Below are 16558 nucleotides of genomic sequence, written 5' to 3' on the forward strand. Positions count from 1 at the left end.
ATTGGATACGAACCAGCCGGCGCGACACGCATTCGCGCGCGATTGCCGAGAAACGACATGGATCTAGTTGCCGCATTAACGGGGTACGGGCAAGCGACCCGTCATATCCAGATCGATACCGCGATGCCGGACGCATTCGTCGTAGAGCGCTTTCACGGTCGTGAAGGGATCAGCGAATCGTTCCGGTTCGAGATCGACGTGCTGTCGAGCGAGCCGTTTCTCGATCTCGCGCCGCTGATCGGCAGCGCCGTGCGGCTGCGTCTCGCGACGGCGGCGGGCGAACGATGCTGGAACGGCTACGTCACGCATGCCGCTTATGCGGAGAGCGACGGCGAGTTCACGCGCTATCGGCTCACGATGGAATCGTGGCTCGCGCTGCTGAAGCTGCGCCGCAATTGCCTCTATTTCGTCGACCTCGATGCCGAGGGGATCTGCGAGCGTGTGTTCGGCGACTATCCGGAAGCGCACTGGCGCTATGAACTCGTCGAGCCGCTGCGATCGTTTCGCTTGCGCGGCCAGTATCGCGAAACCGATCTCGATTTCGTGTCGCGGCAGTTGTCCGAGGCCGGGTTGTCGTTTCGCATCGAGCACGGGCAAGACGCGGGGAAGGCGCCGTCGGGCGACCATACCGTCGTTGTGTTCGACCGCCATGCGCGGCTGCCCGACGGCAGCGCCATCGCATTCAATGCGCAGGACGTCGGCGATCCGGACGGCGTGATGACGCAATTCTCCGATCGGCGTCAGCTGGTGCCGGATCGCGTGGTGGCGACGAGCTGGAAAGCCAGCGAACTTCATGCGCTTGCCGGCCATGCGCAACAGCCCGCCGATGCCGACGCGCCGTTGCTGCCGGTGCGGGAGATCTACGACGGCCAGCGCGCAGGCCGCTTCGACACGAGCGGCGATGCGCAGCGTTACGCCGAACAGCGTCTCGACGCGCTGCAGCTCGCGAAACGGGTCTACCGTGGCGGCGGGTCGTCGCGCACGCTCGAGACCGGCAAGGTCCATACGCTGAACGACTATCTGGGCGGCACCGTGCGATTCGTACCGCTGTCGATCGAGCACGAAGCCGTCAACAACCTCGGCGCGCAGATCGGCCAGCTGTTCGGACGCGGCGAGCTCGACAAGGGGCTGTATCGCAACCGCTTCGTCGCGGTGCCGGAGGGCACGCCGATCGTGCCGCCGTTCCGCGACCGGCCGACGGTGTACGGGGTGCAGACTGCGATCGTCGTCGGCGAGCCGGGTGGGCGCGTCAGCAGCACGCGCGATCACCAGGTCCGCATCCAGTTTCCGTGGATGCGCGGTGTCGCGCCGCTGCCGGGCGGGTTGACGGATACGGCAAGCCGGTCCAATCCGACCGGCCACGCGCCGGGCGATCACCGTTCGGGCATTCTGGTTCGCGTCGCCGAACAGGCGGCCGGGCCGAATTTCGGTCATGCGTTTGTACCGCGCGTGGGGGCGGAAGTGGTGGTCGGCTTCGAGTCGGGCAACATCGATGCGCCGGTCGTGCTCGGCCAGGTGTACGGCGGGCGTGTGCGTCCGCCGTTCTCCGCGGGCGAAGGCAGCGACGCGAATCATTCAGGAACACTGACGGGCCTGCAGACGCAAACCCTCGATGGGCAACCCGGCAGTCGCTGGGTGATGGACGACGCGGCCGGACAACTGCGTCACGAGCTGAGCAATTCGACTGCCGACACGCGCCTCGCGCAGGGCTATCTGATCGACCAGCAGGGGACGATGCGCGGCGCCTATCGCGGTGAAGGCTTCGAACTGGCGACGCAGGGATGGGGTGTCGTGCGGGCCGGCGCGGGCGTGCTGATGTCGAGTACCGCGCGCCGGCTCGGCGCGTCGACGCAGATGGATGTCGCCGAGCGCGTGGAGCAATTGAAGGACGCGGCGAAAACGGCGCAGGAACTCGACACGGCGGCGACCGGTGCGCAGGCGGCCGGCCTGAGCGCGAACAAGGCGCAGACTGATTTCCTCAAGGCGATCGATCCTGCGCAGGACGGCAAGTACGCGGGCAGCGTGGGTGGTCAGAGCGCGACCAAGCCGACCGGGACGCAGCGCGACGGCGGCGATCCCGTCGAGCGATTTGCGACGCCCGTGGTGCTGATGGAGTCGCCGGAGAACATCGTGGTGACGACGCCGGAGAGTGCGGTGTCGTATGCGGCGCAGCACGTTCATCTGACGTCGCAAGGCGATGCGCATGTGGGCGCCGGTGCCACCGTGGCCGCGGCGACGGGCGATGCGATGAGCTTGTACAGCGTGGCGGGCGGGCTCAAGGCAATCGCGGGCGAAGGGCCGGTGAGCGTCGAGGCGCATGCGTCGACGATGGAGATTCTCGCGGACCAGACCGTGCGCGTGACGTCGACCGACGAGCGCGTCGACGTGCTCGCGCAGGACGCGATCGTGCTGCAGCAGGGGCCGAACCGGATCACGTTGAAGGGTGGCGATATCGTCGTCGAGACGCCGGGGCAATTCGCGGTGAAGGCGGGCGGGCATCCGTTCCCGGGGCCGCGGGCGACGAGCGTGAAGCTGCCGGCGCTGCCGGTGTTGCCGCAAGGCGATCCGTGCGACTTTCTCGTGCAGGCGCTGGCGGCGAGTCCGGCGGGGAGAGGGGCGGTGGCGGGGGGCGGAAGTTTGGTGGGTGCGGCGAGTTCGATCGTCGGTGCGACGCTACCGACAGCGAGCGGTGCCATGGGCGCGGCGCAGGCATTTTCCCGTGCGCCCGGTCAACCGCTGCCCGCGCCTTCCGCGGCTGCACCCACGGCGGCGGAGAGGGGATCCGGTCCCTCTCTCGGTTATTCGACGCCACCACCCGTGTCCAGTGAGCTGGAGGGCATGCCGAAAAAAGGCGCGGCTGCACACAGTGGACCGTGCAACCTTCACGTCCCCGCGATCAAGAAGGAAGAGCATACCGTCAGTATGGGGTCCGCCGACTATTATGAGACGGATGAGGGCGGCAATCCGAAGTTGAAGAATGGGCAACTCAACTGGCTTCAATATGCGGCATCGACCGGGACGTACGATATCGGCTATGCACCTGCGACGGCGACGTTGACGGCAACCGTCCGTATCAAGGTTCATCTGAAGGATCAATACTGGATCAACCAGGGGCGCGTCCATATGGATCCGGCGACGGGCAAGCCGTTTTCGGTGCCGTACAACAGCGATGGCATACGGCAAGGCTTGATCATCAGGGTAGTGGACCGACCCGGTGGTCTTGCTGCCGTGTCGGGCTTCAAGAAGCGCATCGAGGAAGGACTGAACCGGGGGAATTACTCGATGCAGCCGAAGGCGTGTCCGCTCGGCAAGGCATGTACATGCAAGGTCAAGGTGAAACTTGAAGTCGAACTCGTTCAAACCGGGAGATGCCATGCCGAGATCAATCTCTTTCCCAAGGTGACGCGAGCGAACTCGGAGAATTGGGGGGAAGTGCAAGTCGAGTGGAACCAGCAGCAGCAACGGTTTGTCCCGGTATCGACCCAGAATGCGATCGCGCATGAGAGCGGGCACTTGTTCGGCTGGCCGGATGAGTACTTTGTTGACGGCGGCGCCGTGTTCGGGAAGTACATCAACTCGCGACATCTGGTCGACGTGACGATGGCACAGCTCGACGACAACTGGCAGCGCTCCACCGAAACGAACTTGATGGGCCGCGGAATGTACACGCAAAAGCCGGAAATTCCGAAGTACTACATGTACGGCTTCCGTGACTGGTTCAACGAAAAGACCGGAATTGACTGGGAAGTGCTGAAATGAAGCGCTTTTTTCTCGTTGTTGTGATGTCGATGATTTCTTTCGGAGTGTTGGACATGGCGCTTGCGCAAGATCGCCCGGATTATTTCGAGATTCGTAGTGGACAGGGGCAGATGAATCCGTCGCCGTCGATGGTCTTCACGGCCGATGGCCACACGGTGTCGTATTTTTCGCGGGGCCGGGATATCGACCCGATGCCGCCATCGAGTTACTTTGGAATCGGAAAATATACGGCGAGTCTCACAGGAACCTATCGCCAGCATGTCGACCTGGTGAAGGCGACGTTGAGCAGCAGGGCGATTCCCCAGATCCATGCAATCAACAAGGGGGCCGTGCTCGTCTATTCGTTTGACAAGGGCGGCCACCATTACGAGGGCACGTACAACTACCAGTTCGACGATCAATTCAACGACAAGCTGTCGGTACTTTACGATCTTGCCCATGATTTGCTGGCGCGCGGCACCCCGGAAATCAATCTGCATCCGACATTATCGGTGCGGCCCGCGCAAGAGCATCTTGTGATCGAGGTAACGTTCTCGAACGATGGCAAGCAGGACGTGACGGTCGATGGTCCGGATCATTGGTCGGCGGATTTGGCGCGTCCCGATTTGCAATATGTGCAGATCGGTGGCGGCAGCGACAATGTGGAATTCGACGTCAGGCTCGTCAGCAAATATCTGAGCGACACGTCCCGCCGTTACCGCCGCGAAATCGTCGTCAAGCCGGGCCAGCCCGAGCGGGTGGAATTCGTGGTGCCGTACTCGGCGCTGACCTTTACCGATCATTCGGCGATGCGGCGTGTCGATGCCGGCAACTATATTTTCGTCGGCACGGTGAACCTCGACATTCTCCGTCCGAAGGAAATGGACGGGCGGTTCTTTACGCCGATGGACCGGCTGGAAAACGTGAAACTGACGGGAAAGTGACCCTGACGTGACGCAGGCCACACGCATCGTCGTCGGGCACTGTCGATTCGCTCCGACTCGAATCGCATGCCGGTCGAACTCGAATTCAGGCGGTGAAGGCGGCACGGGGCGCACATCGATGGAATGGACATTTGCACAAGCAATCTTGCGATTCCGAGTCGGCAATATGCCGAAGTCGGGCAAAGCAACGGCGCGGGAGCGGCGTGATGCGGATTGACGTTTCCCCGTGTGCGGAGCCGATCGGGATATGGACATCATGCCGGCGGCGAAATATACGGGCATCGAAAAATACATGGCAGAACTGATTTGAGAAATCGCCCAGCGAACCCCGAGCCAAACATCATGTCGACCCAATCCGATCTCATCCAGGCATTCTTCCGCGGCTGGTCGCAGCATGACCGGTTTCTGTGGCTGACCACGCCGCTCGGCGCGGACAAGCTTGTCGCCGAGAGCCTGCAAGGATGGGAGTCGCTCGATCGCGGCGGCTTCCGGTTTCAGCTCACCGCGCTGACCGAGCGGCCCGACCTGCCGCTCGACAAACTGATCGGCGCGTCGGTCCTCATCGAATGGCAGGTCGCGGACGGGCAGGGCGCACGACGCCCGTTCCACGGCCATGTGACGGCCGCGGAACGCGTCGGCTACAACGGCGGGCTCGCGCGTGTGCGGCTCGTCGTCGAACCGTGGCTCGCGCTGCTGCATCAGCGCGTCGACAGCTACAACTTCGTGAACGCGAGCGTGGTCGAGATCAGCGAGCAGATCTTTGCGCACTATGCGCGTGGCGCGATCGCGCCGGCATGGCGCTGGGCGCTGGCCGACCCGGCGAAATATGCGAACCGCAGCCTGACCGCACAGGCCGGCGAATCGGATTTCGCGTTTCTCGAACGATTGTGGGCGGAAGAGGGCATCTTCTACTGGTTCGAACACCAGGGCGACGCGCACTCGACTGACCTGGGCAAACACACGCTCGTGCTGGCCGATACGAACCAGCGTTTCGCCCCGGCTGAACCCGAAGTCATCGGTTTCCATCAGACGAGCGACGGCGACCCGCGCGGTGGCATTCGGCAATTCGTGAATGCGCGCCGCTGGCGCATCGGCAGCGTCGCACGCGCAAGCTGGGATCACCGAAGCCTGTCGACCCGTCCGTCCAGCGTGCGTGCGAGCGGTGCGGTCGCGCCGGGCGAGGATCGCGATGTCGCAGGCCCGTACGCGTTCCAGACCGCCGCGATCGGCGACCAGCGCGCGCAGCAGCAACTCGACGCGCAGCGTGTGCCGGCGCTGCAAACCGAAGGCAGCGGCACGCGTCGCGATTTGCGGCCCGGGCTGCGTTTCGCGATGTCGCGGCATCCGTCGCTCGATCCATCGCGCGCGTTCGTGTGCCTGCGCGTCGAGCACGACGCGCGTGCGAACGTGAGCGCCGACGTGCACGGCGCGATCGCGCAACGGCTCGGCGCGATTCCGCCGGGACTCGATATCGCGCCCGGCGAGCAGGACGACGCGCAGGCGCTGCACGCGGCATTCGACGCCACGACGCACGCTGGCGGCGCGCTGGTAGACGGCGACGAGGTGTACCGGAACCGCTTCGCCGCGCTGCCGTTCGACCAGGCTTACCGGCCGTTGGCGCCGAGCGGGCATGGCGCACGCGTGCATCCGGTCGCGGTGATGCCGGGCGCCCAGACGAGCATCGTGGTCGGCGCGGGCGATCCGGTTCATACCGAACGCGATCACCGGATCCGGATCCAGCATCATGCGCAGCGCGGGCAGAATTCCGCGAGTCGCGACGAACATCCGCGCGCGGCGAACGCGCCGGCCGATCGTGGCGCGGGCACCTGGACGCGCATGGTGACATCGATCGGCGGCGACAACTGGGGCGGGGTGAGCGTGCCGCGCGTCGGTCAGGAAGTCTGGACCGAATGGCTGGAAGGCCAGCCCGACCGGCCGGTCGCTGTCGCCGCGCTGTACAACGGGCAAGGCAACGCGGACGCGCAGCACAATGCGCTGGCGGGCGGCCCGAGCGGCAGCACGGCCAATGCGGCGGCCTGGTTTGCCGGCAACGACCACGCAGCCGTGCTGACCGGGTTCAAGACGCAGGACCTGAATGCGAGTCAGACCGGCGCGGGTGGCTCGCGACAATTCATGCTTGACGATACGGCTGGGCAGTCGAGTGCGCGCCTTTATACGACCGATCACGGCAGCGGCCTGACGCTCGGGCACATCAAGCAGGTGCAGGACAACCGGCGTCTGGCCGATCGCGGCTACGGCGCCGAACTGTCGACGCAGGCAGCCGCCGCGCTGCGCGCCGGCGCCGGCTTGTTGATCAGCACGGCGCCCGGCGTGAACCAGATGGACGCGAGTGCAGCGAGCCAGGTGCTCGCGCAGCAACGCGAGATGCTGCAGGGGCTCGCGAAATTCGCGCGCAAGCAGGGTGCGGAGCCGGGCGCGAGCACGGCGCAGCCCGATGGTGTCGCGTCTGTCGGCGACACGACATCGCCGCTCGTGGCGATCGAGGGCCTGCAGCAAAGCCAGGTGTCGCTCGGCGCAACGCGCGAAGGCAGTGGCGCGGGCGGTGCGGTTGCGTGGCAGCATCCGCATCTCGTCGCGCACGGCGCGGCCGGCGTCGCCGCGCTGACGGCGCAAAGCCACGTGTGGACGTCGGGCACGCAAACCGTACTGAGCGCCGGACGCGACGTGCAGGTCACGGTCCAGGGCAAGTCGAGCATCGTCGCGAAGGAAGGCATTGCGCTGTACACGCACGGCACCCCGGGCGGCAGCCGTCCCGTGCCGGCCGCCGGGATCGCGCTTCATGCTGCGACGGGCGCCGTCACCGTGCAGGCGCAGAACGGCGGCACGCTCGACGCCAGTGCGCAGCGTGCGGTGACTGTATCGAGCGCGAAGGCAAGTGTCGCGCTGCAGTCGCCGAAGCGGCTGCTGCTGACGGCGGCCAACGCGTTCCTGAAGATGGAAGGCAACGACATCGTGATCGGCGCGCCGGGCAAAGCGACGTTCCATGCGGCCCAGCACACGCTGACTGGCCCGCGATCCGCGAACGTCCAGTTGCCGTCGATGAACAAGCCCGCATGTGTCGAATGCATGCGGGATCTCGCGCATCGCCACGAAGCGATCGCCACGCGCGGGTGACGACGATGACTGCGCTGCTCCAGACATGGGAAACGACGGCGGCCGCCGAGCATGCAGCGTTTCCGGATGCCCATCGCTACCTGTTGGCCGATGCGTCGCAGTTGCCGATCAACGCGGCGCCCTGGCGCGAGTTGATTGCGGCGGGACAGGTTCACAACGTGCTGGCTGGCCAGCCCGAGGCGAGCAATCCGGAGGTCTGTGCGCTGGTGTGCGACTATCGTGCACCGCACGTGCCGGCGTTGCTCGAACGGCAGCTCGCGCGGCGGCCGTTCGCGTTTCTGTCGCTGGTCAGCGTCTATCCGCTCGATGAACTCGTGCCGAAACTCGGCGTCAGGACGCGCGTGACGCTGCCCGACGATCGCGACGGACTGCTGCGGTTCTACGACGCGGCGGTGTTTCAGACACTGGCGGGCGCGCTGTCCGAGTCGCGTTATCAGGCGCTGTTGTCGCCGTGCGTGTCATGGACCTGGGTGCGTCGCGATGGCACCGTCGGTACGGTGCGACATCCGCGCCGGCACGAACGAATCTTCTACGCATGCGTGGATGCACGCGAGCTCGACGCTTTGCGGCGCGGCAGCCGGCCGGACGCCGTGCTCGCCGAATTGCGACGCAACGGCCGGATCCCCGTCGACGCGGATCCGTTCGATACTTACGCGCGCATGCGTCGTCTGATCGGCGTGCTGGATGCGCAGGGATTGGGTGACGACCGCCTTGCCTACCGGATCGGTGCGACACTGGCGATGGTCGGCCACGTGGAGCTCGACGATGAGCGCGTCGTTGCCGAGTGCATTGCTGCGTATCGGCATGATCACGACGCGTTGTGCGACGCATTGCTCGATCGCCTGATCGAGATCGATGCCGCGAATGCCGAGACGAAACAGGAGGCGCGGCAATGAACGCGGCCGCCCTGTTTTCGTTCCGCGGCCGGGCCGGGCGCATCGAGTGGTGGGGCGTGACCGTGCCGTGGCTGATTGCGGGCTCCGTGTTCGACGTGCTCGCCGACCTGCCTGCAGCGCAACGTATCGCGACGTTCGTCGATGTCGTCGGCTGGGCATTCGCGATCGTGATGATCTGGATGCTCGTCGCGGTGTCGGTGCGGCGCTGGCACGACATCGGCAAGTCCGGATGGTGGACGCTTCTTCATGCGATCCCGGTCGGAGGCGCGTTCATCACCATTGCGATGAACGGGTTCTATCGCGGGGACGACGCGCGCAACCGCTTCGGTCCGCCATCGCCGGATGCAGGCAACAACGACGCAAGTTTGTGAGGGTATCGATGAAATTCAGAGCAGGGATGCACGTTGTGGCGCTGGTCGGGCTTGGCGTGCTTGCCGCATGCAGCAAGCACGGTGTCGACGTATCGGCGGAGCCGCATAACGTGTGCGTCACCGGGTACAACGAGTACGGGCGCAAGCTCCACGAATTCTGGCTCGACAACGAGCACAAGTCGGGATGCTTCGGCAATCCGTCGGCGCGCGAGGACGGCGAGGCATTCGGCGGCGGCGGCGGCTTTGCCTGTGGTTGCAAGGTAACGCCGGGACAGAAGGTGAAGCTGTTCTGGGAATTTGCGCAGCCGCTGGACGACATTCAGCGCGGCATCCAGCCCGAGCGCAAGACGATCGACGTGACCATTCCACAGCCGGAATCGCCGACGTCGCGCTATCTGCGTGTGTATTTCCGCAAGAACGGCACGGCCGAGCTGCAGTGGGTCGACGACATGAACGCGCCTGAACTCAAGCCGACGCAGGAGAAGTAAGTGCCATGGCCGAAATCAATCTGAAGAAGGACGCCGTCTCCGCAGAGACGGACCGCGTCAAGGCGGAGGCCGAGCAAATGTGTCCCGCATGCGAACACATGCTGTGGGTCAGCTTCTATTTCGACGGATTCGGCTTCGGCGAGAAGGACGGTCCGCGAACCAATATCCTGAAGCTGTTCAACGCCGCGTACGACAAGAAGAACAAGAACATGCGGCGCTTCTACTATCCGGGACTCGGCGCGGATTTCGACCCCGAGGCCGGTGTGCTGCGCGAGGTCCTGAAGGACAAGGCGACGGATACGGTCAGCGAGAAAGCCGGCGACAAGCTCAAGGAGCAGACGGTCGACAAGGTCAAGGAAAAGGCGCAGAAGGCCGCCGAGGACGCGTGGAAGCAGAGTGGAAAGATCAGTGATTCTACGTTCGGAAATCGCGTGAGCGACACGTTCGACACGCTGGTCGGCAAGACGAAAGACGGCTTGGGCGACGCGCGCAAGCGGATCGAGCGCGCGATCGAGCGGCCCGGGTCGGAAAAGAATCGTGCGCTGCGCTATCTGCGGCACGAATGGAAGGGCTTCTGGCGCGATGTCGTCAAGTATCCGTACCGGATTCCGAAAACCGTGCTGAAGGAGGTCGGCAAGGAATCGCTGGGCGCGGCGGCCGAGTCGTTCCAGCTCACGCGCGATACGAAGCTGGGCGCCGCGCTATTCAATACGGGCGTGGATACGCGCCTGAAGGCGGCGGTAGAGGATTTCAAGGCGGCGGTGGCCGGCGCGAAGCAAGCCGGCACGGTGAACAAGATCCATGTCGCGATCTTCGGCTACGACATGGGCGGCGGCCTTGCGCTCGCCTTTGCCAGGCAATTGCTCGACGAGGTGGCCAAGGGGGGGAAATACGATGGCGTTTCGGTCAAGATCAAGTTCATGGGGCTGTTCGATTGCGTGACGAACCGCTTCGACGACAACCTGCTGACGGGCTACATCCCGCTGAGCAACGCGGTGTCGTCGGACCTGATCCTGTCGCCGGACATCGAGAAATGCGTGCACTACGCGGCCGCCCACGAACTGCGCGTGTACAAGCCGCTGACGATGCTCGGCGTCGACCCGTCCGACATGCGCGGTCGGCGGCAGGAGCGCCTGTTTCCCGGCGCGCAGGTGGACGTGGGCGGCGGCGCGATCGAAGGCGAGGACGGCATTTCCGACAAGCTGGCGCGCGTGCCGCTCGAGATGATGTACCACCGCGCGTACGGCGCCGGCATTCCGATGCCCAGCCTGACCGCGCTGGCCAACGAGGACGGTGCGCTGTATCAGCAGATCGTCGCGCCGCCCGAGATCCAGAATTTCCAGCTCGACTACCGGCTGGCAGTCAAGAAGCTCGTGGCGACGACACGCGAGATTCCGCCGCTCACGCCGCTGGGCACAGGTATCGGCTATCCGTCGGCGACGCTCAAGCAGTCGATCGGGCCGCTCGATTTCCTCAATCCGAAGCCCGTGCCTGACATGACGGACGGTTGCCGCGTGCCCGATCCGGCGCCGCCGCGCCCGATCGTCGTGACCGATCTGCCGAAGGACATCCAGGGCGAACTCAAGGGCCACATGGTCGTGTATATCCAGTGGCTGCGCATGTGGTACGACCAGGCCGAGAATCGCGCGGCCGCGGCGCAGCGCAAGCCGGGCTGGCTCGGCGGCGCGGCCAATCCGCTAGCGTACGGACGTTACGAGAAGCTGGTGCGCGAGATCGATTTCCAGAAGCAGCACGGTACGCGCCCGGGATATGGGTTCGATGGCAAGCAGGCAATGAAGCAGCTCGGCGGCGAGTTGCCACCGTCGATATTCAACACCGATCCGCAGGCGCAGGCGCTGTTCTGGCTCTGGAACAATCCGGGCGAGCGCCTGCCCCAGGTGGAGGCGATGTATCCGCTGTTCGTGAAGCACGTGCACGACAGCATGGCCGAGAGCGATGTCGAGGCGGTGTGGAGCCACCTCGTGTCGATCAAGAACTACCTGAACACGAGGGCGATGCAGAAAATCGCGACCGCACCCGACAAGTCGTTCCTGGACCGCGTCGCAGACATGTATCAGTCGCTGGTATCGACCGTATCGGCACCGTCCGGCACGACGGCCGTTCGATAGGCCCGATCGTCCGGTAGTCCGCCGCTCGCCGACGCCGGCTGCCTACAGGCAGCCGGGCCCGCGCGTTACTTCGAGATGTACCACAGCGCATCCGCACTGACACGCGACGGCTGCGCGGCCGCGGCCGGTGCTTGGGCCGGCGCGGGCGGCGGCGTGTTCGACGTGACGGCCGTCGGCAGCGTGGCCGGAACATTCGCGGTCGACGGCGACGCCGTCGCGGTGCCCGACGTCGACGGCGTATTCACGTACCACAGCGCATCGGCCGAGGCCGTGCGTTTCGCGGCCGTATTGGCTGCCGCGTTCGTCGTCGTATTCGCCGCCGTACCGGCCGACTTCTTCGATGCCGGTGCCGATGCCGATGCGCCGGCTGTCGCCGCACCCGCCGTTCCGGCCTGCGCGGTCATGCCCGCGGCTGCCGCGCCTCGCTGCGCGCGCGCTTCGAACGGCCCGAGCTGGAAGATTAACGTTTGCGCGGGACGCGTCACGACGGCATACGGAAACTGCAGCTCCCACGACATCAGCACGCGCCCGGCCGACGTCTCGGTGAAGATCGCCGGCACGTGCTTCATGTCGCTGAACTGCACGTAGATTCGCGCGCCGTCGTCGAACACCTGGGTCGGCTTGGCCTGGTCGGCGCCGGTGACCGTCCAGCCGAAGTTGTACGTGCCGGCCGGACCGGCGGGGCCGCCCTGCGGCGGGGGCGGCGGGGCCGGCGATACGGTGCGCGCACGCGTGACGGGCGGCGCCGACACGCTCAGGCTCGCGAACGGGTTGTATGTCTGCGCCTGTTGCGGCGGCGTAAAGGACGGTGGCAGGATGGGCATGGGAGTATCCGGCGAATCCGGCATGGTCCGGATTGCATCATAGACCTTGCGCGCATACGCGAGGCGCTTGTCGGGCGACGCGGAGTTGTACGCGCCGATCGCGTTCCAGTTGGGGCCGAGCTGGCGGATGTTCTGTGACAGGATCCACGCGCCGACGTACGCGTTCGTGCACGCATCGAACAGGCTTTCCCGCGTGATGCCTTCGCGCGCGAGCGTCGGCAGCCACGTGCTGTTGATCTGCATCAGCCCGATGTCGACCGTGCCGTTGGTATTCGTGTTCACCGCGTTCGGATTCATCCCCGATTCGACTTGCGCGATGCCGCGCATCAGGCTGACGCTCACGTGCTGGAACGCGGCCGCGTCGTCCAGGCAATCGGCCCGCGCGACGCCGCAGAGCGCGCACGACAGCGCGATCGTCGAGACGAGGGTCAGCGTGTCGCGGCTGAGCGGGCGAGTAGTATGACGCGGCATGGCAGGTTGGGGCGGAATCCGGCCGCCCGGTGCAAGGAAATTACGCAGACGCGAAGTGTGCCATAGCGGGCGGGCAAATGGCTCGCGTCAAACTTTCCTTTGCATTTGCCGGCGCGTTCGCCGCGCATTTTTATCGCGCCGGATCACGGCCCGCGGCGATGCGTGATCGGTAAAAACGGCCGGCATTTGCGCAAATAGCGTTGCAACGGTGGCGTCCCAAACCTGACGTATTACGTCACTCGCGCGATGAAACCGGAGATCGAGCGAGCGGAAGGGAAAATCGCTGTCGGCCGTTAACCGAGGCGAAAGAAAGCGACAAAAAAATTGGCGGCCGAAGCCGCCATCTGCGAAATCCGAAGTCGACCGGCCGCGCGGCGCGCGGCCAGCCATTTCCCGGTATCGCGATGCGCGATCAGAAGCGGTGACGCAGGCCGAGGTTGACCATCGTTTGCGAGCTCGTGCCCGCATAGCCGTACGAACCGATCGACGCCTGCGCGGCCATCGAGCCGCCCTTGCCGTCGCCGGTCTGGCCGCTGGCGTGCTGGTACGCGGCGGTCAGGTAGACGTCGGTGCGCTTCGACAGGCTGTAGTCGGCGCCGGCCGAGACCTGGTGATAGGTTGCCGACGTGTCGCCGCCCGAGCGCGTGTAGCTGTAACCGACGCCGACGAGCAGCGCATTCGTCGCCTGGTAGTTCACGAAGCCTTGCCCCGTGTTGTAGTGCTCGTTCGAGCCGAACACCGAGCTGGCGTCGCGGCGGTACTGCGCGTTGCTGTAGCCGAGGCCGAACGTGAACGGGCCGGCGACGTACTGGCCCGCGATGCGGCCGATGCCGATCGAGTGCGCGCTCGCGTAGCCGTTGTTGATCGGGCCGTCGAACGTGCCGTCCGACGAGCTCGTCCAGCCGGTGCGCAGGCCGCCCGACGCGGGGCTGTTGGTCGCGTGGAAGTAGCCGCCGGCGACGCTGAACGGCCCGTTGTTGTACGACACGGCGGCCGAGTACGACTGCGCGGCGCCGGTGCTGCCGGCGATGCCGCCGAACGAATACATCGCCGAGAACTGCAGGCCCGAATAGACGGCCGACGTGTACTTCACCGCGTTGTCGACGCGGAAGCTGTTGTCGTAGTTGTCGACGTCGCCCGGCGTCGCGAACACGCTGCCCAGATAGTTGTCGGCGGTGATGCCCTGCACGAGATCGACGAGCGGGTCGTACTGGCGGCCGAACGTGAGCGTGCCGTAGCGGTCGCTCGTCAGGCCGACGAACGCTTGCCGGCCGAACAGGCGGCCGCCCTGACCCTGCCGGCCGCTGCTCGGATCGAAGCCGTTCTCCAGCTGGAACAGCGCCTTCAGCCCGCCGCCGAGATCCTCGGTGCCTTTCACGCCCCAGCGGCTGCCGGCGAGGTTGCCCGCGCTGCTGTTACCGAGCATCCACGCGTTGTCCTTGCCTTGTTCATGGTTCACATAGGTGATCGACGTGTCGATCACGCCATACAGCGTGACGCTCGACTGCGCATGCGCGACGGGCATCGCCGCGAACGACGCGAGCGAAATCAGCGAGAGGGTCGTGCGTTTCATGTCATCTCCTTGGCGCATTGGTGTGGGTTCGTGATCCGGAATGGCAGGAGACTACAGAGCCGCACTAAAACGGCAAAAATGAAATTCTTCGTTGTGGTCTGATGCAGACAGGGACGTTCCTGGAAATTCACCATTGAGGGATTTGCATTATTGATAGACGCGTATCAATGGGTTGTCATTCCATCGGTTTTTCATTGCATTTTGCGTGTGCCGTGATAATTCGGCGTGATTGTCGGGCGATTTACCGCAATCCCAATATTGTTATCGATCCGTCAAATTACTATTTAACGAATCGAATTGGCCCGGCCGGAGCGAATGTGATAACCGAACGGGCGGTTCGCATCCGGCGGCGGTATCGCGGTTGCGCCAGGCGTCGCGGCGTCGGCGTCACCCTCGTGCCGAAACCGGGGTCGCTATCTCACTTTTGTATATAATAATCATTCTCATTTACAAAGTGGTTGATGCTCGCGCACCCCGGAACCCGGCCATGTCCGCTGACAAGCTGTCCCTCCATCGAGAAATCGACGCCCTCTATGCCGACCACCACGCGTGGTTGCGCGGCTGGCTGAGCCGCAAGCTCGGGTGCGCGCACCGCGCCGCCGACCTCGCGCACGACACGTTCGTACGCTTGCTCGCGCGCGACGAGCCGATCGGCGCCGACGAGCCGCGCGCGTTCCTGACGACCGTCGCGCAGCGGGTGCTGAGCAACCACTGGCGGCGCGAGCAGATCGAGCGCGCGTATCTCGACGTGCTCGCGCAGCGCCCGGAAGCAGTGGCGCCGTCGCCGGAAGAGCGGGCCGTCGTCGTCGAGACGCTGCTCGAGATCGACCGCCTGCTCGACGGCCTGCCGCTCGCGGCGAAGCGCGCGTTCCTGCTCGCGCAGCTCGACGGGCTCACGCAGGCCGAGATCGCGCGCGAACTCGGCGTATCGCTCGCGACGGTGAAGCGCTATCTCGTGAAGGCCGGCACGCAGTGCTTTTTCGCGATGGCGGCCTGACCGATGGCCGCCCCGGGAGCGCCGGCGGTGCCGCCGCACGTTGCACGTCGCGCGGTCGAATGGTGGGTCGACCGGCAATCCGGCCGTACCGACGACGCATTCGTCGCCGCGCTCGCGCGCTGGCGCGCGGAAGATCCGGCGCACGACGCGGCGTGGCGTCACATCGAAGCGATGCAGGGCCGGTTCGGCCGGCTGGCGGCCGGGCTCGATGCGCAGGCCGCGCACGCGGCGCTGTTGCCGAAGCGGGCAGGCCGCCGCGCGGCCGCGAAGGCGCTGGCCGTGCTGCTGTTCGCGGGCGGCGCCGCATGGATGGCCGAACCCGCGCGGCGCGCGGCGATCTGGCCGGCCGACCTGCGCACGGCGGTCGGCGAGCGGCGCACGGTGACGCTCGCGGATCGCACGGTCGTCGTGCTCGATACCGACACGGCGCTCGACGTGCGCTTCGACGATGCGGCGCGCCGCCTGCGCCTGCTGCGCGGCACGGTCATGGTGACCAGCGGCCACGACGATCGTCTGCCCGCGCGGCCGCTCGTCGTCGTGACCGCGCAAGGCGAGCTGCGGCCGCTCGGCACGCGCTTCGCGGTGCGGCAGCGCGACGGCGCGACGCGCGTCGAGGTGTTCGCCGGCGCCGTCCAGGTGCAGCCAGTCGATGCGTCGGCCGGCATGCGCGTGATCGCGGCCGGGGAGGGCGCGGATTTCACGCGCGATGCGATCGACGCGCCGGCGCCGCTCGATCCGTATGCCGCCGCATGGACGAACGGCATGCTCGTCGCGTCGCGCATGCGGCTGGCCGATCTCGTCGCCGAGCTCGACCGCCATCGCCGCGGCAGCCTGCGCTGCGATCCGGCCGTGGCCGAGCTGCGCGTGTCGGGCACCTATCCGCTCGACGAGCCGCAGCGCGTGCTCGATACGCTGGCGGCGACGCTGCCGATCGACGTCCACTACCTGACGCGTTACTGGGCGACCGTCGTGCCGGCCCGTTCGTGAGCGCG

General features: G+C 65.8%; 11 protein-coding genes. 9 read left to right on the forward strand and 2 right to left on the reverse strand.

The window, feature by feature from the left end:
- Positions 1–57 precede the first annotated feature (57 nt).
- The 7 genes from DFS13_RS26490 (at position 58) to DFS13_RS26520 (ending at position 11701) form a co-directional block, all read left to right on the forward strand.
- A complete protein-coding gene (locus tag DFS13_RS26490) occupies positions 58–3759 on the forward strand; it encodes a type VI secretion system Vgr family protein (RefSeq protein WP_111442288.1) in 3702 nt (1233 codons plus the stop codon).
- Positions 3756–4682, forward strand: a complete 927-nt coding sequence (locus DFS13_RS26495; RefSeq protein WP_048989008.1) for a hypothetical protein — start codon at positions 3756–3758, stop codon at positions 4680–4682. The genes DFS13_RS26490 and DFS13_RS26495 overlap by 4 nt, the downstream gene beginning before the upstream one ends.
- Before the next feature lie 342 nt (positions 4683–5024).
- A complete protein-coding gene (locus DFS13_RS26500) occupies positions 5025–7817 on the forward strand; it encodes a type VI secretion system Vgr family protein (RefSeq protein WP_111442289.1) in 2793 nt (930 codons plus the stop codon).
- 5 nt (positions 7818–7822) lie between these two features.
- Positions 7823–8713, forward strand: coding sequence for a DUF4123 domain-containing protein (locus DFS13_RS26505; RefSeq protein WP_206532957.1), 891 nt, complete (start codon positions 7823–7825; stop codon positions 8711–8713).
- The gene (locus DFS13_RS26510) at positions 8710–9084 is read left to right on the forward strand and encodes a DUF805 domain-containing protein (RefSeq protein WP_006497556.1); all 375 of its coding nucleotides are present in this window, start codon (positions 8710–8712) and stop codon (positions 9082–9084) included. Before DFS13_RS26505 ends, DFS13_RS26510 begins: the two co-directional genes overlap by 4 nt.
- Positions 9085–9092: 8 nt before the next feature.
- Complete coding sequence (locus tag DFS13_RS26515) at positions 9093–9572, forward strand: DUF3304 domain-containing protein (RefSeq protein WP_048989006.1); 480 nt, start codon at positions 9093–9095, stop codon at positions 9570–9572.
- A 5-nt stretch (positions 9573–9577) separates the two neighbouring features.
- On the forward strand, positions 9578–11701 hold the full coding sequence (locus tag DFS13_RS26520) for a phospholipase effector Tle1 domain-containing protein (protein WP_111442290.1): 2124 nt from the start codon (positions 9578–9580) through the stop codon (positions 11699–11701).
- Positions 11702–11766: 65 nt separating this feature from the next.
- Here DFS13_RS26520 and DFS13_RS26525 read toward each other — a convergent pair whose 3' ends face one another.
- Together DFS13_RS26525 and DFS13_RS26535 are read right to left on the reverse strand one after the other, a co-directional pair.
- Positions 11767–12996: a transglycosylase SLT domain-containing protein gene (locus tag DFS13_RS26525; RefSeq protein ID WP_111442291.1), complete on the reverse strand. Its 1230-nt coding sequence runs from the start codon at positions 12994–12996 to the stop codon at positions 11767–11769.
- Between the two features lie 412 nt (positions 12997–13408).
- Entirely contained in the window at positions 13409–14569 is a 1161-nt protein-coding gene (locus DFS13_RS26535) for a porin (RefSeq protein WP_048989003.1), read from the reverse strand.
- A gap of 487 nt (positions 14570–15056) precedes the next feature.
- Between DFS13_RS26535 and DFS13_RS26545 the strand changes: the two genes are divergently transcribed.
- Both DFS13_RS26545 and DFS13_RS26550 read left to right on the forward strand, forming a co-directional pair.
- Entirely contained in the window at positions 15057–15566 is a 510-nt protein-coding gene (locus DFS13_RS26545; RefSeq protein ID WP_006497551.1) for a sigma-70 family RNA polymerase sigma factor, read from the forward strand.
- A gap of 3 nt (positions 15567–15569) precedes the next feature.
- Positions 15570–16553 (forward strand): FecR domain-containing protein, encoded by a 984-nt coding sequence (locus DFS13_RS26550; protein ID WP_034200716.1) that lies wholly within the window; start codon positions 15570–15572, stop codon positions 16551–16553.
- Positions 16554–16558 lie beyond the last annotated feature (5 nt).

Origin of the sequence: Burkholderia sp. 28_3, assembly GCF_003253915.1 — a bacterium.
Taxonomy (GTDB): Bacteria; Pseudomonadota; Gammaproteobacteria; order Burkholderiales; family Burkholderiaceae; genus Burkholderia; species Burkholderia cenocepacia.

Coding starts and splice junctions, on each gene's coding strand:
- DFS13_RS26525 (WP_111442291.1), bottom strand. CDS start 12,996: ATGCCGCGTCATACTACTCGCCCGCTCAGCCGCGACACGCTGACCCTC.
- DFS13_RS26510 (WP_006497556.1), top strand. CDS start 8,710: ATGAACGCGGCCGCCCTGTTTTCGTTCCGCGGCCGGGCCGGGCGCATC.
- DFS13_RS26520 (WP_111442290.1), top strand. CDS start 9,578: ATGGCCGAAATCAATCTGAAGAAGGACGCCGTCTCCGCAGAGACGGAC.
- DFS13_RS26535 (WP_048989003.1), bottom strand. CDS start 14,569: ATGAAACGCACGACCCTCTCGCTGATTTCGCTCGCGTCGTTCGCGGCG.
- DFS13_RS26500 (WP_111442289.1), top strand. CDS start 5,025: ATGTCGACCCAATCCGATCTCATCCAGGCATTCTTCCGCGGCTGGTCG.
- DFS13_RS26550 (WP_034200716.1), top strand. CDS start 15,570: ATGGCCGCCCCGGGAGCGCCGGCGGTGCCGCCGCACGTTGCACGTCGC.
- DFS13_RS26490 (WP_111442288.1), top strand. CDS start 58: ATGGATCTAGTTGCCGCATTAACGGGGTACGGGCAAGCGACCCGTCAT.
- DFS13_RS26495 (WP_048989008.1), top strand. CDS start 3,756: ATGAAGCGCTTTTTTCTCGTTGTTGTGATGTCGATGATTTCTTTCGGA.
- DFS13_RS26505 (WP_206532957.1), top strand. CDS start 7,823: ATGACTGCGCTGCTCCAGACATGGGAAACGACGGCGGCCGCCGAGCAT.
- DFS13_RS26515 (WP_048989006.1), top strand. CDS start 9,093: ATGAAATTCAGAGCAGGGATGCACGTTGTGGCGCTGGTCGGGCTTGGC.
- DFS13_RS26545 (WP_006497551.1), top strand. CDS start 15,057: ATGTCCGCTGACAAGCTGTCCCTCCATCGAGAAATCGACGCCCTCTAT.